This window comes from Lichenihabitans psoromatis (assembly GCF_004323635.1).
Taxonomy (GTDB): domain Bacteria; phylum Pseudomonadota; class Alphaproteobacteria; order Rhizobiales; family Beijerinckiaceae; genus Lichenihabitans; species Lichenihabitans psoromatis.
Map to the genome: position 1 here is coordinate 2,212,695 of NZ_CP036515.1, position 26,483 is coordinate 2,239,177.

The 26,483-nt window shown below is 63.0% G+C and carries 27 protein-coding genes; 20 read left to right on the plus strand and 7 right to left on the minus strand.

What is annotated here, in order from left to right; all coding sequences use genetic code 11:
• Position 1: 1 nt before the first annotated feature.
• The 5 genes from EY713_RS10300 to EY713_RS10320 form a co-directional block, all read right to left on the minus strand.
• Complete coding sequence (locus tag EY713_RS10300) at positions 2-2,416, minus strand: phosphoketolase family protein (RefSeq protein WP_210215329.1); 2,415 nt, start codon at positions 2,414-2,416, stop codon at positions 2-4.
• Between the two features lie 114 nt (positions 2,417-2,530).
• Complete coding sequence (locus EY713_RS10305; protein WP_342635991.1) at positions 2,531-4,180, minus strand: oleate hydratase; 1,650 nt, start codon at positions 4,178-4,180, stop codon at positions 2,531-2,533.
• A gap of 46 nt (positions 4,181-4,226) precedes the next feature.
• Positions 4,227-4,781, minus strand: coding sequence for a DUF1269 domain-containing protein (locus EY713_RS10310; RefSeq protein WP_131114703.1), 555 nt, complete (start codon positions 4,779-4,781; stop codon positions 4,227-4,229).
• 114 nt (positions 4,782-4,895) lie between these two features.
• Entirely contained in the window at positions 4,896-5,546 is a 651-nt protein-coding gene (locus tag EY713_RS10315) for a BON domain-containing protein (protein ID WP_131114704.1), read from the minus strand.
• Positions 5,547-5,778: 232 nt separating this feature from the next.
• Positions 5,779-6,426 carry a BON domain-containing protein gene (locus EY713_RS10320; RefSeq protein WP_207388236.1) on the minus strand — a complete coding sequence of 216 codons (648 nt, stop codon included), beginning with the start codon at positions 6,424-6,426 and terminating at the stop codon, positions 5,779-5,781.
• A gap of 786 nt (positions 6,427-7,212) precedes the next feature.
• Here EY713_RS10320 and atpD point away from each other — a divergent pair.
• The 9 genes from atpD to EY713_RS10365 are packed head-to-tail and all read left to right on the plus strand — an operon-like array spanning position 7,213 to position 13,743.
• On the plus strand, positions 7,213-8,652 hold the full coding sequence (gene atpD, locus EY713_RS10325) for a F0F1 ATP synthase subunit beta (protein ID WP_131114706.1): 1,440 nt from the start codon (positions 7,213-7,215) through the stop codon (positions 8,650-8,652).
• Positions 8,649-9,071, plus strand: coding sequence for a F0F1 ATP synthase subunit epsilon (locus EY713_RS10330; RefSeq protein ID WP_131114707.1), 423 nt, complete (start codon positions 8,649-8,651; stop codon positions 9,069-9,071). Before atpD ends, EY713_RS10330 begins: the two co-directional genes overlap by 4 nt.
• On the plus strand, positions 9,068-9,361 hold the full coding sequence (locus EY713_RS10335; RefSeq protein WP_131114708.1) for an AtpZ/AtpI family protein: 294 nt from the start codon (positions 9,068-9,070) through the stop codon (positions 9,359-9,361). The genes EY713_RS10330 and EY713_RS10335 overlap by 4 nt, the downstream gene beginning before the upstream one ends.
• Before the next feature lie 5 nt (positions 9,362-9,366).
• Positions 9,367-9,654 carry an ATP synthase subunit I gene (locus EY713_RS10340; RefSeq protein ID WP_131119536.1) on the plus strand — a complete coding sequence of 96 codons (288 nt, stop codon included), beginning with the start codon at positions 9,367-9,369 and terminating at the stop codon, positions 9,652-9,654.
• Entirely contained in the window at positions 9,651-10,355 is a 705-nt protein-coding gene (locus EY713_RS10345) for a F0F1 ATP synthase subunit A (RefSeq protein ID WP_131114709.1), read from the plus strand. The genes EY713_RS10340 and EY713_RS10345 overlap by 4 nt, the downstream gene beginning before the upstream one ends.
• Positions 10,352-10,597 (plus strand): F0F1 ATP synthase subunit C, encoded by a 246-nt coding sequence (locus EY713_RS10350; protein WP_131114710.1) that lies wholly within the window; start codon positions 10,352-10,354, stop codon positions 10,595-10,597. Before EY713_RS10345 ends, EY713_RS10350 begins: the two co-directional genes overlap by 4 nt.
• A gap of 4 nt (positions 10,598-10,601) precedes the next feature.
• A complete protein-coding gene (locus EY713_RS10355; protein WP_131114711.1) occupies positions 10,602-11,333 on the plus strand; it encodes a F0F1 ATP synthase subunit B family protein in 732 nt (243 codons plus the stop codon).
• Positions 11,330-12,880, plus strand: a complete 1,551-nt coding sequence (locus tag EY713_RS10360) for a F0F1 ATP synthase subunit alpha (protein WP_131114712.1) — start codon at positions 11,330-11,332, stop codon at positions 12,878-12,880. The genes EY713_RS10355 and EY713_RS10360 overlap by 4 nt, the downstream gene beginning before the upstream one ends.
• Positions 12,877-13,743, plus strand: coding sequence for a F0F1 ATP synthase subunit gamma (locus EY713_RS10365; protein WP_131114713.1), 867 nt, complete (start codon positions 12,877-12,879; stop codon positions 13,741-13,743). The genes EY713_RS10360 and EY713_RS10365 overlap by 4 nt, the downstream gene beginning before the upstream one ends.
• Here the strand turns inward: EY713_RS10365 and EY713_RS10370 are convergent.
• Positions 13,729-14,682, minus strand: a complete 954-nt coding sequence (locus EY713_RS10370) for a LysR family transcriptional regulator (RefSeq protein ID WP_165491093.1) — start codon at positions 14,680-14,682, stop codon at positions 13,729-13,731. The genes EY713_RS10365 and EY713_RS10370 overlap by 15 nt on opposite strands.
• A gap of 316 nt (positions 14,683-14,998) precedes the next feature.
• Between EY713_RS10370 and EY713_RS10375 the strand changes: the two genes are divergently transcribed.
• The 3 genes from EY713_RS10375 (at position 14,999) to EY713_RS10385 (ending at position 17,260) form a co-directional block, all read left to right on the plus strand.
• Positions 14,999-15,829 (plus strand): universal stress protein, encoded by an 831-nt coding sequence (locus tag EY713_RS10375; protein WP_131114715.1) that lies wholly within the window; start codon positions 14,999-15,001, stop codon positions 15,827-15,829.
• Positions 15,830-16,137: 308 nt separating this feature from the next.
• On the plus strand, positions 16,138-16,581 hold the full coding sequence (locus EY713_RS10380) for an OsmC family protein (RefSeq protein ID WP_245504130.1): 444 nt from the start codon (positions 16,138-16,140) through the stop codon (positions 16,579-16,581).
• Positions 16,582-16,696: 115 nt separating this feature from the next.
• Positions 16,697-17,260 carry a tetratricopeptide repeat protein gene (locus tag EY713_RS10385; RefSeq protein ID WP_131114717.1) on the plus strand — a complete coding sequence of 188 codons (564 nt, stop codon included), beginning with the start codon at positions 16,697-16,699 and terminating at the stop codon, positions 17,258-17,260.
• Between the two features lie 651 nt (positions 17,261-17,911).
• Here EY713_RS10385 and EY713_RS10390 read toward each other — a convergent pair.
• On the minus strand, positions 17,912-19,288 hold the full coding sequence (locus EY713_RS10390; RefSeq protein ID WP_131119538.1) for an aminotransferase-like domain-containing protein: 1,377 nt from the start codon (positions 19,286-19,288) through the stop codon (positions 17,912-17,914).
• 333 nt (positions 19,289-19,621) lie between these two features.
• Between EY713_RS10390 and EY713_RS10395 the strand changes: the two genes are divergently transcribed.
• Genes EY713_RS10395 through EY713_RS10430 form a run of 8 tightly spaced genes read left to right on the plus strand, consistent with a single transcriptional unit; the run spans position 19,622 to position 26,483 of the window.
• The gene (locus EY713_RS10395) at positions 19,622-20,104 is read left to right on the plus strand and encodes an MSMEG_0572/Sll0783 family nitrogen starvation response protein (RefSeq protein WP_131114718.1); all 483 of its coding nucleotides are present in this window, start codon (positions 19,622-19,624) and stop codon (positions 20,102-20,104) included.
• A 29-nt stretch (positions 20,105-20,133) separates the two neighbouring features.
• A complete protein-coding gene (locus tag EY713_RS10400; protein WP_131114719.1) occupies positions 20,134-21,180 on the plus strand; it encodes a Nit6803 family nitrilase in 1,047 nt (348 codons plus the stop codon).
• Entirely contained in the window at positions 21,110-22,225 is a 1,116-nt protein-coding gene (locus tag EY713_RS10405) for an MSMEG_0568 family radical SAM protein (protein WP_131119539.1), read from the plus strand. Before EY713_RS10400 ends, EY713_RS10405 begins: the two co-directional genes overlap by 71 nt.
• Positions 22,222-22,764 (plus strand): MSMEG_0567/Sll0786 family nitrogen starvation N-acetyltransferase, encoded by a 543-nt coding sequence (locus tag EY713_RS10410; RefSeq protein ID WP_131114720.1) that lies wholly within the window; start codon positions 22,222-22,224, stop codon positions 22,762-22,764. Before EY713_RS10405 ends, EY713_RS10410 begins: the two co-directional genes overlap by 4 nt.
• Positions 22,764-23,741, plus strand: coding sequence for a sll0787 family AIR synthase-like protein (locus tag EY713_RS10415; RefSeq protein WP_131114721.1), 978 nt, complete (start codon positions 22,764-22,766; stop codon positions 23,739-23,741). The genes EY713_RS10410 and EY713_RS10415 overlap by 1 nt, the downstream gene beginning before the upstream one ends.
• Positions 23,738-24,901: an MSMEG_0565 family glycosyltransferase gene (locus EY713_RS10420; RefSeq protein WP_131114722.1), complete on the plus strand. Its 1,164-nt coding sequence runs from the start codon at positions 23,738-23,740 to the stop codon at positions 24,899-24,901. Before EY713_RS10415 ends, EY713_RS10420 begins: the two co-directional genes overlap by 4 nt.
• Positions 24,894-25,181: an MSMEG_0570 family nitrogen starvation response protein gene (locus tag EY713_RS10425; protein ID WP_131114723.1), complete on the plus strand. Its 288-nt coding sequence runs from the start codon at positions 24,894-24,896 to the stop codon at positions 25,179-25,181. Before EY713_RS10420 ends, EY713_RS10425 begins: the two co-directional genes overlap by 8 nt.
• 12 nt (positions 25,182-25,193) lie before the next feature.
• Positions 25,194-26,483 carry an MSMEG_0569 family flavin-dependent oxidoreductase gene (locus tag EY713_RS10430; RefSeq protein ID WP_131114724.1) on the plus strand — a complete coding sequence of 430 codons (1,290 nt, stop codon included), beginning with the start codon at positions 25,194-25,196 and terminating at the stop codon, positions 26,481-26,483.

Here is a 26,483-nt window from a genome sequence, read left to right on the forward strand (position 1 = left end):
ATCAGACCACTGTTCTGGCGAGTGCTGGCCAACGCCAGTTTAGGATCTCCGGCATATCGATGCCGTGCTGGTCGATGTAACCGCGATGTTCGACGAGCTTGTCGCGGATTGCCTGGGTCGCATAGGCGGCCATCGGACCGAGGCGCGGTACCCGATCGATCACGTCTAACACGAGGTGGAAGCGATCGAGCCGATTGAGCACGACCATGTCGAAGGGCGTCGTGGTCGTCCCTTCGTCCTGAAACCCGTGAACGTGAAAATTGCGGTGGTTCGCACGATTGTAGACGAGGCGGTGGATTAGGGCCGGATATCCATGGAAAGCGAAGATGACCGGCCGGTCGAGGGTGAACAGCGCATCAAAGTCGGCGTCGTCCAGGCCGTGGGGATGATCGCTCTTTGGCTGCAGCGTCATGAGATCGACGACGTTGACGAACCTCACTTTAAGGTCAGGCATGTGACGGCGCATGAGGTCGACCGCGGCGAGACATTCGAGTGTCGGAACGTCGCCGGCACAGGCCATGACAACGTCCGGCTCACCGCCTTCGTCGTTGCTGGCGAATGTCCAGATGCCGAGCCCACGGTCGCAATGCTTGGCCGCTGTTTCCATGTCGAGCCATTGCGGCTCGGATTGCTTGCCGGCCACGATGACATTGATACGGTCCCAGGACCGTAGACAATGATCGGTCACCCACAGCAGCGTGTTGGCATCCGGCGGCAGATAAATGCGGACCGTATCGGCCTTCTTATTGGCGACGAGATCCATGAACCCTGGGTCCTGATGGCTCGACCCATTGTGATCCTGCCGCCACACGTGGCTGGTGAGAAGATAATTGAGCGAGGCGATGGGCTGCCGCCATTCGACTTCCCTGCTGGTCTTGAGCCATTTGGCATGCTGATTGACCATCGAGTCGACGATGTGGATGAAGGCTTCATAGCAGGAGAACAGCCCATGGCGGCCGGTCAGAAGGTAGCCCTCGAGCCACCCCTGGCAGGTGTGCTCGCTAAGGATTTCCATGACCCGCCCCTCGGGGCTGAGTTGCTCATCGTCATCGGCGATCTTCGCCGAATTCCAGTCCCGGCCCGTGACCTGGAACAAGGCCTGCAGGCGATTGGATGCGGTTTCGTCGGGACCGACGATGCGAAAGTTCCGCGTCTCGGCGTTGAGCCGCATGACGTCGCGCAAGAAACCGCCCATAACGGCTGTGGCTTCGCCGTCCGTACCGCCGGGATGAGTGACCGGAACAGCGTGCGACACGACATCCGGGAGCCCCAGGGGCCGCATCAGCGTACCCCCGTTGGCATGAGGGTTGGCGCTCATGCGGAGAGCACCGATCGGCGCGAGGGCCGCGATCTCTGGCAGCAGAGTCCCAGTCTCGTCGAACAGTTCCTCTGCCTTGTAGCTCCGCATCCAGGCTTCAAGCGCCTGGAGATGGCCGGGTCTCGTCATATCGGCGATTGGCACTTGGTGGGCGCGCCACGATCCTTCGGTCTTTAGCCCGTCGACGGACTTCGGCCCTGTCCATCCCTTTGGACTGCGAAGCACGATCATTGGCCAGCGTTGTCTCCCCGTGGAGGGCAAGGGACCGGAGCGGGCTGCATCCTGAATGGCGCGGATCGCCGCCGTCGCGGTATCCATGGCGGCCGCCATGGCTTGATGCATCAGCGCGGGATCGTCCCCCTCGACGAAGATTGGCTCATGGCCGAAGCCGAGCAGCAGGCTTTCAAGATCCGCGTGCGAGATGCGCGCCAGCACGGTCGGATTGGCGATCTTGAAACCGTTGAGATGGAGGATCGGTAGAACGGCGCCATCGGTCGCTGGATTAATAAAGGTGTTGGAGTGCCATGAGGCCGCGAGTGGACCCGTCTCGGCTTCGCCGTCCCCGACCACGCAGGCGGCGATCAGGCCAGGATTGTCGAGCACCGCGCCATAAGCGTGCGACAGCGAGTAGCCGAGTTCGCCTCCTTCGTGGATCGACCCGGGCGTCTGCGGTGCGGCGTGGCTCGGGATGCCACCTGGGAAGGAGAACTGGCGGAACAGCCGACGCATGCCGTTCTCGTTTCGCGCGATCTCGGGATAGAGTTCGCTATAGGTCCCTTCAAGATAGGTGCTGGCGACGACGCCCGGGGCGCCATGGCCCGGGCCGGCCACAAACAGCACGCTGAGCTGCTTGGCTTTGATCACCCGGTTCAGGTGGAGGTAGATGAAATTCAATCCTGGCGTCGTGCCGAAATGGCCGAGTAGGCGCGGCTTGACGTGCGCCATCGTCAAGGGCACCCGCAACATCGGGTTGTCTAGGAGGTAGATCTGGCCGACCGAAAGGTAGTTGGCTGCCCGCCACCATGCATTCATGGTTTGCAGTTCGGCCGGGGCGAGCGGCTCACCGGGCGGGTGAATGATGGCTGTCTGTATGGTCATCGTATCCATCCGTGAGACGTCGTGGTTGGTGAAAAAAGGTTGGATCGAAAGAGGCTTGGCCGACCGTCTCGAATTGTGCGGGTGTGCAGACGAAGGGTCCGCGTCGAAGCTCGCTCAGGCGTGGATATCGTGAAGCGCCAGGAACGCCTTGAAAAGCACGCGCGGGTCGAAGCAACCTTTGTAGACGGGCGGCGGCTCGCGTTCGAGGCCGAGCATCCTGTAGACGGCAGTCTGGGCCGAACGCACCGAATATTCGACCGTGAACACCACGTCCTCGGGCAATTCGCAGAACTGGCCGATAAAGGCGAGATTTTTGGACCCGGCTGGGATCACCTCGGGTCGATCACCTGATTGCCGCGGCAGGAACTGGCTGGTGATGAACGGCATCATGCAGGGAATGCATAGACACGTCTCGAGGATGTGCGGGGTCTCTTCGGTCACGTGCAGATGGCCGAGCAGTTCCGTCATGATCTCGAGGCCGGTGCAGGCCGACATCGGTTTTCGGACAAAATCCCCGAATTCGTCGACCTTCAGGCCGTAGCCCCACAAAACGGCCACGTCGGCCGGCTGTCCGATAAAATGCGGCTGATGCGGGATGACGATAGACATCAGCCAAGGCGAGTCGGGAAATGTGATGAGGCCGCCTTCTCCGGGCACGTTGCCCGTGAGGTCGCGCACGACCTTGAGCAGAGCGGAATCGTAGAGGGTCGTGGTGAAGGACAGCCACTTCGACTGACCCACATGATTCGCGAAGGCCGATGGGTTCCCGAATGCAGGCCTGTCTTTCGCGATCGCCTTCCAGAGGTCCCATGACCCGACGCCGGTGGAGCGGGCGTCAGCCTCGCCGTCGAGGGCTGGGGCCTGGCGCATCGACCCGAAGCGTGACCCTTCTGTCATCGATCCGAGCGTGACCAGGACGAGGTCGTCGGGCTCGACCATCACCTCGTCGCCGCGGCCACCCCGAACTGTGGCGATTCGCGTGACAGTCGTGCCGCCATTCTCGTCGCGAAAGCCGAGATGGGTTACGCGCGTGTCGAGCGCAAAAACCACGCCGCGCTCGTCGAGCCACTGCTGCAACGGCCGCACCAACGAGTCGAACTGATTGTAGACGGTTCGCATGATGCCTTCGAGCCGGTCAAACCCCGAGACCATGTGGGCGAACCTGACCAGATATCGCTTGAATTCGACGGCGCTATGCCAGGGCTGGAACGCGAAGGTGGTGCACCACATGAACCAAAAATTCGTGCGGAAGAACGCTGAGTCGAACTGATCCGCAATCGTCGTTTTGCCGAGCAGGCCTTCCGGTTCGACAGCAAGGCGCTCGATCGTCAGGATGTGTCGCTCGCTGAGGCCGAAATCGGGCGCCGTTTGTCTTTGCCCATTGCGCACGAGACGCGATCTAGACGCGGTCTTCATCGTCTCGTTCCAAGCGTAGATCTCGTCGGTGACGGATCTGCTGCCATCCAAAGTCGGGATGGAAGAGAATAAGTCGAAGGTACACACGTATTTGCGCTCGATCATGCGGCCGCCGCGCAGGACGTACCCGACTTTTGGCGAGCCCGCGCCGTCGAGGCTCCCGCCGACCTTGTTAGTCTCTTCCAGAATGGTGATGTCCTGCCCCAGCATGTCGCCATCCCGGATCAGGAAGGCAGCCGCCGCCATGGATGCGATGCCGCCCCCCACGAGATAGGCCTTCGGCGAACCCCGGGCGGCGTCGGGCCAGGGCGGCATCGGGTCGGCGAGGGTCTGGCTGGACGTAACCATGTTGGTTTCCTTGTAAGACCGTCGAACCGAGTCCTCGGCGCGGACGTCAGGCAGCGATGTCGGCCGTGGATTGCGGCGCGGTATGCACATCGATCTGTGTCGGGCCGATCAATTGAAGCAGCGTTTTTGCCTGCGCGACCTCTGCCGCGGGCCCGTGCGCCACGACGAGATAGGCGTCAGCTTTGAGGTGCTGTTCGTACTGAAGGACGGAATGATGGGGAATGCCGATGCTGAAGAGGGCGGCGCCGAGCGCTCCCACTCCGCCGCTGAGGATGGCGCCCTCGACCGCGCCGCTCAAGGCGGCGAAGACAGCCGTCGCCAAATGACCCAGGACGACGACGGGACCGATCACCGGGACCGTGAACATGATGCCGCCGAACAAGAGTCCCCACAGACCTCCCCAGTAAGCGGCGCGGCTGCCCCAGAAACTGATACGGTCGCCGGCGCTATAGAAGCCGATGACCTGCTCGTCCGTGTGATACCCTTTTCCGACGATGCTGAAGTGGCTCATCGAAAGACCGGCGTCCGCGATCTTTCGGATCGCTTCTTCTGCCGCCTCATGCGTCAGATACACCGCTACCATGCTTTCGTTTTGTGCCATCGTCATGTCCTTTGTCGGTCTAGCGTCGTTGGCTGAATTGCCGAAGAGGCTCGTCGTTATCGACGGCGGTGATTGGCGTTGAGCGTTTTGGGTGACGACGCGAGCGCTGCCGCGTCAGACCACGGTGATGTCGTTCTCGACGTTCGTGACACCCGGTGCGGCCCAGGCGACGCTTGCGGCCGACATTCGGCTCTCAAGCGAGTCGACCGTGCCTGTGAGTTTGACCTCGCCGGCCTTGGCGCTGACGTGGACCGTGCTGGGATCGAAGAACCATGACCGGTGCAGCGCGCGGGTAATGTCATCGGCGATGTGGTCGGACTCGACGAGGGGCTTTATCGTGATGGCGTTGGTCACGCCGGTCACGCCGATCATCCGGCCGATATCATCTTCGGCCGATTGTTTTTGGTTGAACCACTCGACCTGCCCCGTCAGGGTGACCCACCCGTTCGCGACCTCAGCCTTGATCGCACCTTTCGGGAAGGCGTAATCGTAAAAGAGCCGATCGATCAGGCATGCTGCAATGTGTTCGTCACTACGCTCCATGTTGGCGGCGAGACGAACCTCGATGTTCTCGGCGATCGCCCGGACGCCCCGGACGCGACGCGTTGCAAGTTCGGCGGCCCGTTTTTCGGCGATCGTGCCGACATGGCCCATCAGCGTCACGACCCCGTTCCGCGCCGTGACCCCGATGTGGCTTCCCGTGATGCTCGGATCCCACGCAAGTGCGGCTTGCACCGCATCGCGCAACTCTGTGTCGCTCTGCATACCCATCTCCATCGTACAGGATGTCCTAGGTGCCATGTCGTCGGTCGGCATTCGCGCAAAGGCTCGCCGGAATCTGACCGTTTCCGCCGACACGATCCGAGGAGGTTTCGCTCTTTTGATCGAGCGAAACTCCAAAGATGTCCGCCGCGGCGGCGCAAAGGAACGTCGGTGAGCCGCTCTGCGGTTTTGCACCGCGATCGCTGAGGGCGCTGAATGCCCGGCGAGGTCCCGATCAGACGACAGCGATGTCGTTGACAACGCTTGTGACGCCCGCTGCGCCCCAGGCGGTGCGGGCCGCGACCTGCTTGTCTTCGAAGCTCGCGACGGTGCCGGTCAGCATCACGTTACCGCCCGTCGCCGTGACGGCGACATTGTTCCGATCGAAGAACCAGGACCGATGGAGCGCGTGTGTAATGTCGTCGGAGATGTTGCCGACATCGACACGCGGCTTGATCGTGATCTGGTCCGATACACCGACTACGCCAAAGAGACGGCGGAGATCCTGCTTGGCGGCTTCCTTTTGATAAAACCACTCGACTTGACCGGTAAGAGTGACCCACCCCTTCTCGACCCGCACTTTGACGCTGTCGCTGGGAACAGCCACGTCCCAAGATAGCCTGTCGATTGCCGAGGTAGCGATTTCTTCGTCCGTCCGTTGGGTGTCGAAGGGGAGTCGCACCTCGAGCTCCTCGGCGACGGCCTTGACGCCTTTAACGCGCCCAGCCGCCATCTCGGCTGCATGCTTTTCTGCATAGGTCGCCACATGACCACTCAATGTCACGACGCCCTCGTTCGCGGCTACGCCGATGTGGGCCGCCACGATGCTAGGTTCCCAACTCAACTCTGCCTGAACAGAGTTCCTCAACTGTGTATCGCTCATGATCATCCTCGCTGGGAGTTCAATGGATTATTGGGCATAGATTTTATTATTCATTTTCCTACGGTAAAGCAGATAATTCTAAAATATATGACAATATTATTAATCTCTAAAATTTATATAATGCGAATAATTGATGATAATTCGTGATAGTCAAGCTAGCGAGAATTAGATCTGCTTAGTGGCTATGCGAATATGCACTATTAGATTTTAACTTTGTAAGGATAGGCCGTCTCAAAGATATAGAAGGTCTTCAGCTCAAGCTTATATTATGAGTATTGCTCAAGGATGCTCCGCACGCGTCACATGCGAAGCTGTTTCGATCGGTGCCGACGCGTCGCAGAGCCTTCATTTGCGGGACAGCTCCGACTTCGTATGCACATTGGGGACACAAGGCGATATGAAGCGCGCTTCTTTCCGCGGTCATGTCCGGAGTGGCCGCGCTGCAAGCTTTGACAGACCTCGGTGATGATGTGTCGCCAGGATTAAAGTCCAGATGGCTTGCTGCACCACTCAGGCGGAAGTAGAGCGGCCATTTCATCGAAACTAGCTCCTCTGGAGACTGCGGGCCTTTTGCCGGTTGGTTGATGCCCTGTGCTCGCGATCCACATGCCATGAGAGGCGACCGCGGCCGCTCTGCATTTTCGCATTCCGGCTCACCGCCTTTGTGACTCACGGGAAGATCGGCAACGGCCTAGGCTGCGTTCATTGGGCAGCCATCGAGGCAGCGAGGCTCCGTCTTGGTGAGCTCAAGCCCGTCACGCCATCGCCTTAACGGCTGGATCCACAATGAACGACATTCTACCAGTAGGTTCGGTGATGTCGGTGCGTGGAGCCGTGGTGGACGTTAGCTTCACCGGAGGTGCTCTCCCGGCCATCAACACGGCTTTGATCGTGCAATGGGATCGTCCCGACCCGCTGGTTCTGGAAGTTCATAGCCACGTGGACCCGGTCACCGTGCGCTGCATCGCCCTTCAGGCGACAGCCGGGCTCGCCAGGAGCACGTCCGTCCGGACGAGTGGGGCACCACTGTCGGTTCCTGTGGGAGATGCGGTTCTCGGTCGGCTGCTTGATGTTGTTGGGATGCTCAAGGATCGCGGCCCAGCCCTGCCGGCAGACACCCCAAGGCGCAGCATTCACAATGTGCCGCCGTCACTGAAGGGCGAGACGTCGACGACATCGGTCTTCGAGACCGGTATCAAGGTCATCGACCTGCTTGCGCCGTTGGTGCAGGGCGGCAAGGCCGCGATGTTCGGCGGCGCCGGCGTAGGCAAGACGGTGCTGGTCATGGAACTGATCCACGCCATGGTGGAAAAGTACCAAGGCATCTCGGTCTTTGCTGGGGTGGGCGAGCGGTCGCGCGAAGGCCACGAACTCCTGACCGACATGCAGGGTTCGGGCGTGTTAGCTCGCACGGTCCTGGTTTATGGGCAGATGAACGAACCGCCAGGCGCGCGGTGGCGGGTGCCGCTTACGGCGCTCACCATCGCCGAATTTTTCCGCGACCAGAAACATCAGAACGTGCTGCTGCTCATGGATAACGTCTTCCGCTTCGTCCAGGCCGGCGCGGAATTGTCGAGCCTACTCGGCCGGTTGCCTTCCCGCGTCGGTTACCAGCCGACCTTGGCGACCGAGGTGGCGGCCCTGCAGGAGCGTATCGCCTCTGTGGCAGGTGCATCGGTGACGGCGATCCAGGCGGTCTACGTTCCCGCCGATGATTTCACTGACCCGGCTGTGACAGCGATCTCGAGCCATATGGACAGCATGATCGTTCTGTCGCGCGATCTGGCGGCCGAAGGCTTCTACCCCGCCATCGATCCGCTCGCCTCGACGTCGGCGTTGCTCGACCCCGCTTTTTTGGGCGTTGACCATTATGACGTCGCGGAGCGCGCCCGCGAAGCCCTCGCGCGCTTCAAGGATCTGCAAGACATCATCGCATTGCTAGGCGTCGAGGAACTGAACGCGAGCGACCGCGAGATCGTCACGCGGGCGCGCCGGTTGCAACGCTTCCTCAGTCAGCCTTTCGCGGTCACGGAGGCGTTTACGGGGACGCCCGGCCGAAGCGTGCCCCGCGCCGAAACGGTCGCGGGATGCCGCGCCATTCTCGACGGCGAGACCGACGGGTGGGCGGAAACTTCTCTCTATATGGTCGGCAACCTTGATGAGGCGCGTGCCAAGGAGGCTGCCGCACAAGCGGTTGGTAAGCCGGCAGCGGCGAAACCCTCATGAGATTACGCATCGATACGCCTCTCGAGATCGTCGTGGATGAGGATCAAATCCTGAGCTTCCGTGGCGAGGATGAGAGTGGAGCGTTTGGCATCCTGCCAGGGCATGCGGCGTTCCTCACCAGCCTCAGCGTCTCGGTCGTGCGTTGGACGAGATCCGACCAGTCGACGCGCTGTTGCGCCGTAAGGCGCGGGGTCTTGACCGTCATGGGCGACCGCACCATCGCGATAGCGACGCGTGAGGCCGTCGTGGGCAACGATATCGAAACGCTTGAAGGCACGGTTGTGACCCGCTTCCGATCCGAGATGGAGACCGAACGAAGTGAGCGCGTCGACAGCACCCGCCTTCAGCTTCGCGCCATCCGGCAGATCATGCGGCATCTCCAAGCAGGCGGACAAGTCGCATCTGGACCCCTGGGATGACGGCGCCGATCCCCGACCCGCTTGAGAACGACGACCTCTTGGGCAGCGTCCGTCTGAGACGGGAGCGTCACGACGCTTGGATCCGCGCGGGCGAACCGTCGGTCTCTCGCCGCCTTGCCCAGATCGGCGTCCTCGGTTGGATCGTCGTGGTCCCCATGCTGATCGGCGTCTTCGTCGGACGCTGGCTCGATCGGACCTTCGAGTCCGGCCTTCAGTTCACGGCGCCGCTCTTGCTGCTCGGCGCGGCGCTCGGTTGTTGGTCCGCATGGTTGTGGACCAAGAGCGCGTGAGCGGTATGGCGTCTCCGAGTTGGGCGCTGGCCCTCTGCCTTGCCGTGCATGCCGTGGTCGGCGTCATCCTCGGTGGCCTTCACTTCGGGGGCCTGTGGTGGAACACGCGTCTGTTTGCCATAGGCGGGCGGGCCTGGTCCGCGATCGTCGTCCTGCTGGCCCGCATTTCGCTCCTTGGTGGAGTCCTTACGGTCATCAGTTTTGAGGGCGCTGCTCCGCTTCTTGCGACGGCGCTCGGAGTGGTGCTGGCCCGTTCGCTCGTAACCCGCCGGATCGCACGGAACACCGTATGACATCGCCGTTAGCCTCGATTGCCCTGTTCCACCTCGGTCCGGTGCCAATTACCGCAGCCGTGATCACAACCTGGGTCATCATGCTGATACTGACCCTTGGCAGTCTCCTGCTGACGCGTCGGATGATGCTCGTTGCTTCGCCGATGCAGACCTTTTTCGAACTCCTCGTGGACACGCTCGACGGCCAGATCCAAAACACGATGCAAGTGGAGCCAGGCCCTTACCGAGCTTTCGTCGGCACCTTGTTCGCCTTTATTTTCATTTGCAATTGGTCGTCTCTCGTTCCGGGGCTTCAGCCACCGACAGCCAAACTGGAAACAGATGCGGCGCTTGCGTTGCTGGTTTTCGTGGCCGTGATCTGGTTCGGCATCCGGGCCGGCGGCCTCAGCGGCTATCTGGCGACTTTCGCATGGCCGAATCCGATCATGATCCCGCTCAATTTCGTCGAGAGCCTCACCCGGACCTTCTCGCTGCTGATCCGCCTGTTCGGGAACGTGATGAGCGGCGTGTTCGTGATCGGCATCGTCACATCGCTGGCCGGCATCCTGGTGCCCATCCCGTTGATGGCTTTGGATCTCCTGACCGGCGCGGTGCAGGCGTACATTTTCGCGATCCTCGCGATGGTGTTCATCGCCGGTGCGATCCAAGACCGAAAACCCCAACCCGCAACCAGCCTCTCAACAGTTAGGACGACCCCATGAACTGGCTTGCCTTCGCCAGCATCGTTTCGGCCGCCCTGGCGGTCTCGTTCGGCGCGATCGGGCCCGCGCTTGCCGAAGGTCGAGCTGTGGCGGCCGCCATGGACGCGATCGCTCGCCAGCCCGAGGCCGCCAACACGATCTCGCGCACCCTGTTCGTCGGTTTGGCGATGATTGAGACAATGGCGATCTACTGTCTTGTGATCGCTCTGCTGCTGCTCTTCGCCAACCCGTTGCTGAAGTGACGCCATGACGATCGATTGGTGGACGCTGACCTTCCAGACCGTCAACGTGGCTGTGCTGATCTGGCTTTTGCAGCGGTTCTTTTGGAAGCCCGTGTCCAGCCTGATCGAGCAGCGCCGCAGGACCACGCAAGGCATCCTCGACGACGCCGAGACCAAGCAGAAGAACGTCACGGGAGCGCTGGCCGACATAGCGTCGACGCGTGCCGGATTCGTGAAGGAGAGCGACGACATCAAGACGGCGGCCCATCTCTCGGCCGAACAGGAACTCGCCGCACTCCTTGCCGATGCCGCTAAGGCCGCCGCGGCCCTCGACGTGGCTGCGCGAGCCTCGATCGAAAAAGACCGGTCGGCCGCAGCCACCGCCCTGTCGCAGAGAGCCAGCACGCTTGCGGTCGACATCGCGCAGCATCTCGCTAGCCGCCTTGACGGTGCAGCCATACAAGCCACCTTTCTCGAGTGGCTCCTCAAGGCCATCGCGGCGATGCCTGAGAACGAGCGCCGCGAAGCGGCACGGGATGGTTCGTCCCTTGTGGCGATCAGCGCGGCGCCGATCGCGGCGGACGATCAGGAGCGCTACCGTCGGCTGATCGGGCAGTCCTTCGGCTCGCATCCAGACATCGTCTTTCAAACAGACGCCACGCTGATTGTCGGCCTCGAGCTTCGCGGGCCTACCCTTGTCTTGAGCAACAGCTGGCGCGCCGACCTCGCGCAGGTCGCGATGAGCTTGACGCCATGATGCAGAACGTTGAGACGCAGGCGGATGCGTGGTTGGAAGCCGCTCGGTCCAAGCTCGGCAGCACACTGCTTGGTCCACTCGCCGAACAGATCGGCCGGGTGGAGGAGGTCGGCGACGGCATAGCGCTTGTCTCGGGTCTCCCACTCGCACGGTTGGACGAACTGCTCCGCTTCGGCAAGGGACAGTTCGGCTTCGCGCAGGTTCTGGAGCCGAACCGGATCGGCTGCGTCCTCCTTGACGATGTTGATGGCGTGGAGGCCGGCGACGAGGTGCACGGCACGGGCGATGTCGTCCGTGTGCCGGTCGGCCCCGCGCTTCTCGGGCGGGTGGTCGATCCGCTCGGCCGCCCGCTCGACGGCAAGGGGCCGATCGCCGCCGAGAGCCGGGAGCCGATCGAGCGTTCGGCGCCCGCTATCATCGACCGGGACCTAGTCACAGAGCCGGTTCAAACGGGCTTGATCGTCATCGATGGGCTTTTCGCGCTTGGGCGAGGCCAACGAGAACTCATCATCGGAGATCGCGCCATCGGGAAGACCACTATCGCTATCGACACGATCATCAATCAGAAGACGAGCGATATCTTGTGCGTCTATGTCGCAATCGGCCAGAAGAGTTCGAGCATTCGTCGGGCCATCGATGCCATTCAGGCCGGTGGCAACGCCGACCGCTCGGTCATCGTGGTGGCGGAGGCCGCGAGTTCACCCGGACTGCAGTGGATTGCGCCATTCGCCGCCATGACGATGGCCGAGTATTTCCGCGATCGCGGTCAACATGCCTTGATCGTGATCGACGATATGAGCAAGCACGCCGCGACCCATCGCGAGATCGCGCTGCTGACTCGTCAATCGCCTGGTCGCGAGGCCTATCCCGGCGACGTTTTCTATGTTCACGCGCGGCTGCTCGAACGAGCCGCGAAACTGTCGAAACAAAAAGGCGGGGGCTCGCTGACCGCGCTACCGATTGCCGAGACCGATGCCGGCAATCTCAGCGCCTACATACCCACCAATCTCATCTCGATCACGGACGGTCAGATCGTGCTCGACGCCAAGCTTTTTCGACAAGGGCAAAAGCCGGCCGTCGATGTCGGTACTAGCGTGAGCCGTGTCGGCGGCAAGACCCAGGCTCACGCGCTGCGCGACGCGGCGAGGACCTTGCGGCTCGACTATGCACAGTTTCTTGAACTCGAGACGTTCACCCGGTTCGGCGGCATGCCGGATACGCGCGTGCGCGACAGGCTGACGCGAGGCGAACGCATCAGGGCGATCCTCGAACAGCCTCAGCACTCGCCTCTTCGGTTGGTCGACGAGGTCGGGCTGGTGCTCGCGGTCCAGTTTGGATTGCTGGATGCCATTCCTCTATCGGCACTGGTCGATGTCCGAAAGGGACTGCGGAAGGCGCTCGACGAAGGCGCCGGACCCGCCGTCAAGCAGATCGAACAGGAGGGGGAACTGAACGAGGTTAACCGCGACGCTCTCCGGATCGTTCTCGAACGCTATGTCTCGCGTTGGCTGCCGGCCCAATCTGCAAAGGCGGTGGCGCAGTCATGACCGAACGCCTCGCGGAGGTCGGCGCTCGCATCGAGGGCATTCGCCAACTCGGCGCCGTCGTCAACGCGATGCGCGGCATCGCGGCGGCACGGGCCCAGCGGGCACGCGGTCAACTCGGCTCGGTCGAACGCTATACGGAGACGATCGCCGCCGCGATCCGGCAGGCGCTCGCGCTATTGCCGATCATCCGTCCCGACGGCGCCCGTCGTCCAAGGGGCCCGGCGCTCGTTCTCTTCTGTGCCGAGCAGGGGTTCGCGGGCGCGTTCAGCGAACGCATACTCGACGCCGCGGCCGAGGGGCTTGCTAAAGAGAGCGCGAAGCCCCGGATTTACCTTTTGGGAACGCGCGGCGGGACGGTCGCACGGGGAAGAGGAGTATCGCCGACTTGGTCGAGCCCAATGCCAGCTCATTCAGACGGGATCCCGAGATTAGCCGACCGCGTCGCAGAGGCGCTTTACGCCGACATCGCCAACGGCACGATCGATCAGCTTGATGCGGTCTTTTCGCGCTGGACGCCGGGTCATGGCGCCACAATCGAGCATCGCCGCCTGTTCCCCATCGACGTCGCGATCGTTGCGCCCGCCGTCGTGACGGCTTGTCCGATCGTCAATCTCGGTCCCGCGGTGCTGCTTCGGGAACTGACGGCTGCTTACATACACGCTGAGCTTTGCACGGCGTCGCTTCATGCCTTCGCGGCGGAAAACGAGGCGCGTCTGCAAGCCATGTCGGCGGCCCACAGTCAAATCGACCGGCAACTCGCCGCGCTGCAGGCGGCTCAGCGAATCGTCAGACAGAACGAGATCACAGAAGAGATCATCGAGTTAGCGGCCGGCGAAACGGCCAGCCGCTCAGGCCGTGGGTGATCGATCGACAACGATCCCCCCAACGCTTCGGTGCGAGGAAGGGGGGTCAAGTTGGTCGTCGAGCGCACGAACCCACCGAGTGATGTGATCCAGCGCCACCCTGATGCGGGGTGTCCGGCGATTGTCCTTATGGACGACGAGGAAAATACCCGAACTCGGAATGGCGGTAGGGAGCGGTGGCACCTGAACCCTGACGAGCCCTCCCTCGCGATCGGCGCGGAAGCGTATGAGGCTTGCCAATCCGCCGCCGTGCAGGGCAGCCGCCAGGGCCGCGGCATGGCTGCTGGTCTGCATCGAAATTCGCGCCCTCGGTGCAAGGGCCGCCAGCCATTCCGTTTGCGTTGCGTCCTGGATACCGTCCAATTGGGTGATGAGGTGATGGCCGGGACACCCGCCGTCGTAGTCTAACTCGCCGTGACGTTCCAGGTAGTCGGCGCTGGCGTAAAGCGCGTAAGCGACGGTCCCAATGCGGCGGACCACGAGGTCATGCTGGTCGGGCTGCCGAAGCCGCACCGAAATATCTGCCTCGCGCATCGACAGGCTGAGTTCCCGCGGGTTCGGGATCAGTTCGATTATGATGTCGGGATGTTGCATGTGGAGCGTCCCGAAACAAGGGGCCACCAGATTGCTGGCGATCGTCTCGGCGCAAGTGACACGAACCAGACCCGAGAGTCGCGTATCGAGACCACCGACACTTCTCTCCAGCGCAACCGCCTCGACTTCGACGCGCTCCGCCTGCTGTCGGACATCATGGCCTGCCAAGGTCTGCACATATCCGTCGGGCGTTCGGTTGAGGAGGCGAACCCCTAGGCTCTCTTCTAAGGACGTCAGCCGGCGTCCGACCGTGGACTGGGCGACATGAAGCTGTCTTGCAGCCGCCGACAGGCTGCCAAGACGCGCAACAGCGAGGAAATAGCGGAGATCGTCCCAATCGAGCATTCGATCCCTTTGTCTCGACCAGCCCTCGACAGACATGAGTGCGAAATGGCCAATCTCTTTTCTTGTATATCCTATGTATGTTTCTCGTGTGGGAATTAGAAAGCGATCCCCAAGCGCTTTGACTGAATGGTCAAGGATGAGGCCGCGCCGGCCGCGGCTCTTCCGTGCGTCGAAGATCGTCCTCCGTTTCCGCATAGCGGGTCTCCGAAGTCGCTCGGCGTGCCGGCCCGACCTTGGGCCTAAGCTGGCGCGATGATCGACCTCGTTGGTGAGTTATTCAGCAACACCATGGCCGTGACCTCGATGGAGGCGACCGATGACCTATTCGACCTTGCTGGTTCACCTCGACGCCGGGTCTGCGAACGATAGCGTCTTGCGCGTGGCCGCCACTCTCGCGGTACGGTTCAAGGCGAAAGTCATCGGCATTGCCGCGTCGCAGCCAATGCCGATCATGTATGCGGGCGGCGAGATGTGCGGCGATTTGATCGACATGGATCTTGCGGAGATCGTCAAGGAGACGACTGAAGCGGAAACTAGTTTCCGAACGGCCCTGCGAGAGAGCGGTGCCGAACTGGAATGGCGATCGGCGATCGCCAACGAGCAACTCGCCGACTACGTGACGCGCGAGGCACGTGCCGCGGACCTCGTGATCACCGGACCGGACCAGGGATGGTCTGCCTTCGACACGACCCGACGGGTGGTCGTCAGCACCATGGTCTTAAAGGCAGGACGACCCGTGATGGTCGTTCCTCATGGCGCGCCCAACATCAGCCTCGAGAGTGTCGTCGTGGCTTGGAAGGACACGCGGGAAGCGCGGCGCGCAATTGTCGACGCGTTGCCGTTGCTGAAACAGGCCAGCCGCGTCTTCGTGCTCGAAATCACGTCTGCGGATGATGTTGATGCGGCCCGGCATCGCCTGGTCGACGTCGCCGGTTGGCTCGATCGCCACGGCATCGTATGCGACAACATCGCAGCGACCTCGGCCGGAAACGACGCCGCGCAAATCGCGGCGTTCGCCCTCGACAAAGCCGCTGGCGTGATCGTAGCTGGCGCATTCGGGCACAACCGGTTGCGAGAATGGGTGCTCGGCGGCGTGACGCGCGATCTGCTGGTCCACCCCGTTTGCTGCTCCTTCGTGTCGTGTTGACGCTAACCCTTCGCACCAAAGCGCGTTTTCGCATGTCCGGTCACCGACTTTGGTTACGCCGCGATCATCGGCGAACGCCTATGATATCCTGTTGACTGCTTTTCGGTGACGGTCAGCCAGAGGTCTCCGACCGGCCTCAACGTGGAATAAGGCGCCGCATCCTGGTCGGATGTGGACCAACAGGGTCGTGCGTCACGAATCCGAGAAGGCCGCTCAACATGGTCGCACGCGCTCCACCATTAGATCGCAAGCTGGCGGCTCCTCCCGGCAAGGGCGCATTGGACGCGCGACAGGCGGATCCTTCGTCGATGCGCACGTTGCGCTGCCGAACGGTAGCCAAGGGCCGTCTGCGACAGCTGAACTACATCCGGGATCTTCCGCCGCAGGAGGTGATGGAGGTCGAGCCCGAGAACCTGTCGCCGGAGGCTGTCGCGCCGAACGCGTCCGAAGCCCTGCTCGCAGCTTTCGGTTCCTGCCTCGTGACCGGCATACATGCCAACGCTCTCGCCCAAGGCTTGCTGATCCGCAGCCTCGAGTTGGAACTAGAGGCCGACATCAACATTTCTGGGTCGTGGGGAACGGGTCAGTTCAATCCGCACACGATCGGCTTCGAAACCATCCGCGTCTCTGTTCGGCTTGACGCCGAATCGCCCCGCGCGATGCTCGAAGCCCTTGTGGCGCACGCCACGTTGTGGTCGCCGGTCGCCAATACGCTTCACAATCCAGTGCATCTCGATGTGACGTTGGTCTGATCCCACTCTCTCAAGCGTCGACTACTATCGGGCCGGAATGCACTTTATCAAGGGTGCGCTCGACCCAGCCGTGGCCGAAAGCGCGTTGCTTCGCTGAGGGCGCCCCGAAGCTGGCGTGGGCATGGAGCTTATAGGGGACATCCAGTTCGCGCGCGGCGATCTTCCGGCCGCTCTGCAAGCCTACGAACACCAGCAAACGTTACAGCCATCACCGGCAAAGCGCCGTATCCTGGGCGTCGTGCGGTTCTACGTCGGTGACGGCAAGGGTGCCCTGGATGAGCTTCAAGCGGCTCAAGTTGCCGATCCCGACTTCCTCTACGGGCTGATCTGGCTGGATATTGTCAAGGCGCGCCAGAACGTGCCCGTGCCACCGGCCTATCCAGGGCAAGCCGGTGTCACGACGGAATGGCCTGATCCCGTGCTGGCGATCTTCTCCGATGCATTCGATCCCGCTTTGTTGCTTAAAATCGCGAAGGCGAACCCGTCCAAGCCAGGCGAGGATCACGTCGGTGAAGCGGACTTTTACACGGCCGAATGGAATGGCGCCCACGCCAGGGAAACCGATGCAAAAACGGGTTTCGCCAAGGTCGTCCAGGATTGCCCGCCAAGGTTCGTCGAGACGTTAATGGCCAAGGCGGAATTGAACCAGACCTCTCCGGCCGCAGCGCCGGCCCGGTAGATTTGCGCCGCCGAATAGAAGATCAGTGCTGCCAATCACCAATTGAGGTCGCGCTGCGACATCGGCTAAGATAAAAAAGCTGCTGTGCTCAAAGATGCTGGCGATATTGTTTGCTGTCGAAAACGTGACATCTCGTCCGCCGAACTGGGGATTGTTGCTTTCGATCGCGATGCTGTCGGCAATCGGCCTAACTTGGCCGTTGCCACGCAGCGTCTCGCCACTACGCCGTTTGTTCAAGTTTACCAGAGTTGTCGTCGCGGCAGGTCAGGAATGAACGCTGTGAAAACGCCGGGGGTCAATGTCAATCGAAGATCGCCTGATCACGCGGGCGAGCTAGCCGGCGCCAAGCGGTTGATTGTTGCCACATACCGCTGCTACACATGGGGCAGTTGCGGCGCGGCGGAGTTATTGGAATCTTTAACGAAATTTAGGTCTAGCGAGTCGAGGAGGATCCAGGTCCCCCAGCCAGCAAATTCAATGCTTTACATGGTCCCTAAGCGCCGCAGAATTTCGTGGGCTACCACAGGGCTACCTGCCGGGCGGTCTGAACACGTGTTAGATGCAGAGGTAACTAAGGCTCGTGCGGGCGATAAAGCGTCTTCAGCTTAATCCCACATGGTGCTGTAGCTGCACCCGTTGGGTTTGCCGGGATCAGGCCAGCGCTGGACCATCTGTGAAGCTATGGGCCATGAATTCCAGCGACCGGCGCACCTGCTCGCGACTGGTCGGGCCGCCGAGACAGACGCGCACGGCCTCGTGCGGCGTTCCGGCCACTGTGAAGACGTCGCTGGCCACAACCCCAATGCCGGTCTCCCGCATGTGGCCGATGAAGGCGGAGCGCGTCCACGGCGGCGGCAGATTGATCCAGAGATTGAAGCTGATGGGGTCGGCTTGATACGAGCCAGCCGGCAAGATGGATGTCGCGAGCGACTGCCGGGCCGCGGCTTCCGCGCGAATGAAGCTCAGGATGGCGTCGGCAGTGCCGTCCTCGATCCAGCGTGTCGCGATCGCGGCTGTCAGAGGCGAGGCCATGACGTTGGCGGTGCGCAAGGCCGCCATGAAGGGCCAGCCGGACCGCGTGTCGGGTGCCAGGACATAGGCGACACGCAGGCCCGCCCCGATGCATTTGGCGAGCCCAGCGACATGCCATGTGATATCCGGCACGATCGCGGCGAAGGGCGGGGGGCTCTTGATGGGGATGAAGCCGTAGGCGTCGTCTTCAATGATTGGGACGTTGAAGTGGCGCGCTGTGGCCGCTATGGCGTCGCGCCGGTCCTTTGGGATCGTCAGCGTGGTCGGATTGTGCAGCGTCGGGTTGAGATAGAGCGCCTTCGGCTTCAAGGCCCGGCAGGCGTCGGCGAAGGCATCGGGGTCGATCCCGTCGCGGTCGATCGGGAGCCCGACGAGTGACACCCCGAGTTGCGCCGCGATGGCGCGGGCGCCGGGGTAGGTGATGGCCTCGCACAGGATCACCTCGCCGCGTTGCGCCAGCAGCCCAAAGATTCCCAGCAGGGCGGGATGGGCGCCAGGCGTCACGAAGATACGGTCTTGCGTCGGCACCAACGCACGACGGCCGAGCCAACTCGACGCCGCGTCCTTGTCGGCGGGCGCTCCTCCAAATCCCTGGTAGCGCAGCAGTCCCATCACGTCCTGCGAGATGGCGGCGATGCCCTCCTGCATGCGCCGCAGCAGCGCCGGATCGTTCTGCTCGGGGGGCAGATTCATCGACAGATCGACCATCAACGGCCGAGCGCTCGATCGCCCGATCGGAGAGGAGGCGAAAGCGCGTCCGGCGACCGACGTCCCTTGGCCCACCTTGGCGATAACGAGCCCGCGTTTTTGCGCTTCGCCGTAACCGCGCGCCACCGTCGTGAAATCGATGCCCAGCCGAGCCGCGAGCTTGCGCTGCGGCGGGAGGCGGTCGGCGGTCGACAGACGGCCCGCCACGATGTCGGAGGCGATGGCGTCTGCAATCGCTAAATAGCGCGGCTTGTCGCTCTGATCGAGGTTGGGCAGCCAATCTGTCATGCCGCTCTCATGCGGCAGAGCCCCATCCATCACAAGTCATCCCTCATTCAATATTGACCGTATTGAATGTATGTCGGGACGTGGCAACAAAACAACTCAATTTTGTGATTAGTCTGAGGTGTGGTGTCGTCCGGAGCGATATGTCGATCCTGAGAGCAAAAAACGTAAGCAAAGCGAGCGAATCCGATGCAGAAAGGTCCGATTGCCTCCAGCCGTCTGGCCTCGAAATGTCTGTATTTTAAGCTTGCGATTGATGGCACAATTGACGAACTTTGTATGGATGGAGAAGAGCAGTTTCGCCGGCTCTCATCCACAGCATAGAAAGGACGAGCCATGCCCGCCGTACAAAAGCCCGCCCATGAAAAGGGAGATTATTTCGTCGATTACGAAGAGAAGGTCTTCGAGGACGTGAAAGCCGAGCCCGGTCAAAAGGCCCTGGTGACCTTCCATACGGTGGCGTTCGAAGGCTCGATCGGTTTCGTCAATTTGCTGCAAGCGACGCGGCTGCTGCGCAAGGGCTTCGAAACCTCGGTTCTGCTCTATGGCCCCGGCGTCACGCTCGGGATCCAGCGCGGCTTCCCGAAGATCGGCGATGAGGCTTTTCCGGGCCACCTGAACATGAACAATCAGCTCACGAAATTCATGGACGAGGGTGGCAAGGTCTACGCGTGCCGCTTCGCCCTCCAGGCCCTCTACGGACATGGCGAACCCTCGCTGATCCCCGGCATTCGGCCGATCGCCCCGACTGACGTGCTCGATCTCATGCTGATCCACAACCGGGATGGCGCCTTCATGGTCCACACCTGGACCGTCTGAGGCGTCACACCGCTTAAAGGAGAACAGCCATGTCCGGAGCCCGGATGGTGCGCGTCGCGGCAGTGCAGATCGCGCCAGACCTCGACAGTCGCGATGGAACCCTTGATCGCGTTCTCGCCGCCATAGCCGAGGCCGCCGGCAAGGGGGTCGAACTGATCGTCTTCCCCGAGACGTTCGTCCCCTGGTACCCGTATTTCTCCTTCGTCCACCCGCCGGTCATGACGGGCGCCGAGCACATACGCCTTTACGAGAATGGCGTGATGGTGCCAGGGCCGGTGACCGAGGCCGTCGCTGCGGCGGCACGGCGGCACACCATGGTGGTCGCGCTCGGCGTCAACGAGCGTGACCACGGCTCCCTCTATAACGCTCAACTGATCTTCGATGCCGACGGCACCCTAAAGCTCAAGCGCCGCAAGCTGACCCCGACCTTTCACGAACGGATGATCTGGGGACAAGGGGACGGCGCTGGCCTCAAGGTGGTCGATACGGCCGTAGGCCGCGTCGGAGCGCTGGCGTGCTGGGAGCACTATAACCCGCTCGCGCGCTACGCCTTGATGGCGCAGCACGAGGAAATCCACGTCGCACAATTTCCCGGGTCGCTGGTCGGTCCCATCTTCGCCGACCAGATCGAGGTGACGATCCGCCACCACGCGCTGGAAAGCGGCTGCTTCGTTGTCAATGCCACGGGGTGGCTCACCGAAGATCAGATCGCTCGCATTTGTCCCGAGGAAAAACTGCGGAAGGCGCTGCGCGGTGGCTGCATGACGGCTATCGTCTCGCCCGAAGGCGCTCATGTGGTTCCGCCCCTGACGCAAGGCGAGGGCTTGCTCGTGGCCGACCTCGACATGGGCCTCATCGTCAAACGCAAGCGGATGATGGACTCGGTCGGCCACTACGCCCGCCCCGAGCTGATGAGCCTGCTGCTCGACCAGCGGCCCGCGACCCCAATGCACATGACCACCGCCCCGCAAACCTCCGCACCCGGGAACCCCGCCGATGAACGCGATGATACCGACCGAGTTGGCGACGGAGCGTCTGATCAACGAATTGCAGTCGTTCGGAGTGCGGCTAGTTGATCCCAAGGCAGGGGCCGACAGCCGCCGCGGGGGCGCCGGACCGTCGGATCACAAGGCGCTCACGATCGACGGCATGACCGTCATGGTGCCGGTGCATACGGCTCCCGCTTTCGAGAGCCCGTATGTCGCCGAGAAGCCCGGCCCCGATGGGCGCGGCCGCATCACGCGGGATGGCATCACGGTCGCAGATTTTGGCCTGCCGTCCCGTCCGCGCTTCTACGATCTGTCGACCTCGGACGGCATTCCTTACTCGAAAATTGCGGTGCTGCACGGGCGCGACGTGCTGGCGACGACCGTGCTGCAGACCTGCATCCGGTACCAGAGCCGCACCAAGACCTGCCAGTTCTGCGCTATCGGCCAATCGCTCGCGGCCGGCCGCACCATCGAGCGCAAGACGCCGGCGCATCTGGCCGAGGTTGCCAAGGCGGCGGTCGAACTCGACGGCGTCAAACACATGGTGATGACGACGGGAACGCCGCCTGGCAACGATCGGGGTGCCGCCATTCTGGCCGAGAGCGCCGCCGCCGTGAAGGCCGCCGTCGCCCTGCCGATCCAGGTGCAATGCGAGCCGCCGGACGACGACATCTGGTTCGAGCGCATGCGCGATGCGGGCGCTGATGCGCTCGGCATGCACCTTGAGGCCGTGACGCCGGAGGTCCGCGCCCGGATCATGCCCGGGAAAGCGCAGGTGTCGATCGCGCGATATCTCTCGGCCTTCGCGGCCGCCGTGCCTGTCTTCGGGCGGGGCCAGGTGTCGACCTATATCCTCGCGGGCCTCGGCGACACCGTCGAGGACATCCTGTCGATCAGTAAGACGCTCGTGGCGCTCGGGGTTTACCCCTTCGTCGTGCCCTTCGTGCCGATCTCCGGGACGCCGCTCGAAAGTCATCCGGGGCCCGATGCCGCCTTCATGCATGCCATCTTGAAGCCGCTCGCCACGATGCTGGTCGCGAGCGGCATGACGGCGGCCGACGTCAAGGCTGGATGCGGCAAGTGCGGCGCCTGTTCGGCGCTGTCGACCTACGAGCGAAGGCTGACCGCATGATCTTCGATCCCGTCCGGCCCTTCGTGTCGAGCGCCTTTCACATCAAATTCGCGGCCGACGCCTGGGAGCATCGCGGTGCGGCAGCTCTGCGCCGCCAAGTCTTCTGCGCCGAGCAGGGGCTGTTCGGGACCGATGACCGCGATGCGCTCGACGAGGTCGCGATCCCGATCGTGGCGCTGTCGTCCTATACGGTCGTGCCCGATGCGGTCGTCGGCACGGTGCGGATCCATGAGGCCGAGCCTGGGACGTGGTGGGGATCGCGCCTCGCGGTTGCCGCAGACCATCGTCGGGTCGGAGCGCTCGGGGCCTCGCTCATCCGTCTCGCGGTGTCCTCCGCCCACGCCCGCGGCTGCACGAAATTCGTGGCCCATGTGCAAAGCCAGAACGCGCTGCTGTTCCAGCGGCTGCATTGGGAGATCGTCGGCGAGATCGACCTGCACGGCCTTCCGCACAAAAAGATGCGCGCCGATCTCGCCTTCTACCCGCCGTTTGCGACCCCGGAATCCGGCTTTCTCGCGCTGCCCCGGCGAGCGGCCTGATGCTGGATGGACGCGCCTTCGCCGCCATCGCGGCCACACTGACCGCGAGCCGCAGCATGGCCGGGAAGGCCGATATCGGCCGCGTCGCAGAGGCGCTCGGCCTCTCGGCTGCGTCGGCCGTGCCGGTCGGCGACGATTGCGCCGCCATCCCCGATGGAGACGAGTATCTGCTGCTCGCAATCGAGGGTTTCATGAACGAGTTCGTCGCGGGCGATCCCTGGTTCGCCGGCTGGTGCGGCATCATGGTCAACTTGTCCGACATCGCCGCCATGGGCGGCCGTCCGATCGCTGTGGTGGACGCGCTCTGGGCCAAGGGCGAGGTGGAAGCCGAGCCGGTCTTGCGCGGGCTGCGTGACGCTTCGGCGTCGTATGGCGTGCCGATCGTCGGCGGCCACAGCAACTTGCGGACAGATCGCGGCCAGCTTTCGGTCGCGGTCCTCGGCCGTGCCAAGCGCCTGCTGACCAGTTTCGACGCCCGGCCCGGCCAGAGCCTCATCGCCGCGATCGACCTGCGCGGCCGCTACCGCGACCCCTTTTCCAACTGGGAGGCGGCAACGGACGCGCCAGCCTCGCGGTTGCGCGGCGATCTCGATCTGCTGCCGCAGATTGCGGAGGCGGGCCTTTCGCGCGCCGGCAAGGATATCAGCCAGGGCGGCCTCGTCGGTACGGCGGCGATGCTTGCCGAGTGTTCTCGGGTCGCGATCGACATCGACATCGCGGCCTGTCCTCGGCCGGAGGGTGTCGATCTGGCCCGCTGGCTGCTCAGCTTTCCGAGTTTTGGCCACATCCTGGCGGTCGATCCTCCCGATGTCGTCGCCGTCACGCAAATGTTCGCGGCACGCGGCATCGCGTCGGCGGCCGTCGGCCGCATTGCGGAGGGAAGCGCCGTGACCGTGTCGCACGCCGGCGACCGCGCTACGATCTGGGATTTCGCCACAAGCCCGTTGATCACGGCTGCCGATCGGCAAGCGGCATGACGGGCCACCCACTCCGCATCGCCTTGCTGGCCCATTCCACCAATCCGCGCGGCGGCGTCGTCCACGCGCTCGAAGTCGGCAACGCGTTGGCAACGCTCGGCCATGCGGCGGTCGTCCACGCGCCGGATGCGGCTGGCCATGGCTTCTTCCGCGCGACCATCTGCGACACGGTGCCGGTCGTGGCGTCCCGTTTGATGCCGGGCGACGTTCTCGCTCTGATCGAGACGCGGGTCGCCGACTATCTCCGCCATTTCGCAGACCCAGAGCATCGCCGCTTCGATATCTTTCACGCCCAAGACGGCATTTCCGGCAATGCCATGGCGACCCTGAAGCAACGCGGGCTTATCCAAGGATTTGTCCGCACCGTCCATCATCTCGACAGCTTCGCCGATCTCCGTATAGCGGCCCTCCAGCGGCGCGCCGTCGTCGAGGCGGATGCCCATGTGGTCGTCAGCCAAAAATGGCGCGAGGTGCTTGACGAGGAGTTCGGACTCGACGCGACGGTGATCGGCAATGGCGTCGACCGGCGGCGCTATTCGCAGCACGGCCATCCCAGCGACCTCGCTTTCGGTCGCAGCCTTGGTCTGCGTCGCGGGCCGGTGTTCTTGTCGATCGGCGGTATCGAGGAACGCAAGAACACGGTGCGGCTTCTGCAAGCCTTCACTCAGGTGGTGGCTTTCCACCCCGACGCGCAACTCATCATCGCGGGTGGCAGCTCCCTGCTCGACCACGACGCCTATCAGGCCCGGTTCGCAAGTGTCTTGACGGACAGCGACCTTCCGGCGGGCGCCGTCCTTTGCATCGGCCCGGTCGCCGATGCCGACATGCCTGCGCTCTACAGAGTGGCCGACGCCCTCGTGTTTCCGTCGATCAAGGAGGGGTTCGGCCTCGTGGTCCTCGAAGCCATGGCGTCTGGCCTTCCGGTCGTCACGGCCGCTATCCGGCCCTTCACGGACTATCTCGACGCCGACGATGTCGTGTGGTGCGCGCCGGACCAGATCAGCTCCATCGCGGATGCGATGATGGTGGTGCTCGAGCCGGCCCTCGCGGCCGCCCTCGTGGCGCGCGGCCATCGCGTCGCCGCCCGCCATGATTGGCGCCGCGCCGCAGAGGCGCTCGGCTCAGTCTATCAGACGATGGGAGCGTTCACTCATGCCTGAAATGCGGTTTCGCGTGCAATGGCCGGATGGCGCCGAGGACTCCTGCTACTCGCCTTCGCTCGTCATCAAGGAGTTCTTCACGCCCGGCGAGACCTATCCGATGGCTGATTTCCTGACGCGCAGCCGGCAGGCGCTCACCATCGCGAGCGACAGGGTGCAGGCGCGATACGGCATGCCATGTTCGCTCGCCCTCGGCCAGCTTCACCGGATCGAAGCCGCAAGCGACAAATTTTCGAAGATCTCCGACGCGCACGTCACCGTCCTCTCTTTCCATGAATGAACGGGAATTCCCATGACAGCACCAGCGCTTCAGGCCCACTACGACGTCGTCGTGGTTGGCGGTGGCCAAGCGGGCCTCTCGGTCAGTGCCCATCTCGGCGAACGCGGCATCGGTCACGCTATCTTCGAGAAAAACCGCATCGGCCACGCCTGGCGCAGCGAGCGCTGGGACGCTTTTTGCCTAGTGACGCCGAATTGGCAATGTCAGCTGCCGTCCTTTCCCTATGCCGGTCCCGATCCGAAAGGGTTCATGCCGCGCGACGCGATCGTCGCCTATGTGGAAGATTTTGCCGCCCATATCGGAGCGCCCGTCCACCAGGAGGTCGGCGTGTCGCGGGTTGGTCGCGATGGGGGGCGCTTCACGGTCGAGACGGAAGCCGGCACGGTGACGGCCGATGCTGTGGTCATGGCCATCAGCGCCTATCACAAGCCAAACGCACCGACGATGGCGAAGCATCTCCCTTCCGGGATCGTGCAGATCCACTCCTCCGCCTACAAGAACCCCGACGCGCTGCCGGCTGGAGCGGTGGTCGTGGTGGGCTCCGGCCAGTCGGGATGCCAGATCGCCGAGGACCTGCATCTCGCCGGGCGGCAGGTCCATTTGGTGGTCGGAAGCGCCCCCCGTTGTCCGCGCGTCTATCGCGGCCGAGATGCGGTGGAATGGCTGTCGGACCTCGGCCAATACGATATGCCGGTCGATCGCCACCCCAAGGGGGAGGCAGTTCGTCGGCAGGCCAACCACTATCTCACCGGCCGCGACGGCGGCCGCGACATCGACCTGCGCCGCTTCGCCCAGGAGGGCATGCGGCTCCATGGCCGCCTCACCGCCATTGACGGCACGACGCTCCGTTTCGGCGACGATCTCGTCACCAACCTCGACAACGCCGATCGCGTCTACAACGGCATCTGCGCGCTGATCGACAAGCATATCGCTGACAGCGGCATCGATGCGCCCTCCGGCCAGCCCTATGCGGCGGACTGGCAGCCCGACGCGCTTTCCGATGCGCTCGATCTTGCGGTTGCCGCGGTCTCGACCGTGATCTGGGCCACCGGGTTTCGCTCGGACTGGTCGCTCGTCGACCTGCCGCTCTGCGATGAAGGGGGCTATCCGCGCCACTCACGGGGGGTCACGCCGATCGACGGCCTCTACGTCGTCGGCATGCCCTGGCTTCACACATGGGGGTCGGGACGGTTTCTGAATGTCGGGAGAGACGCGGCCTATATCGCCGCGCGGATCGCGGAGCGACGGACGATCACCGCCGCCACACGAAGCGGCGTCGATCTCGCCCGTCTCGCGAGCTGA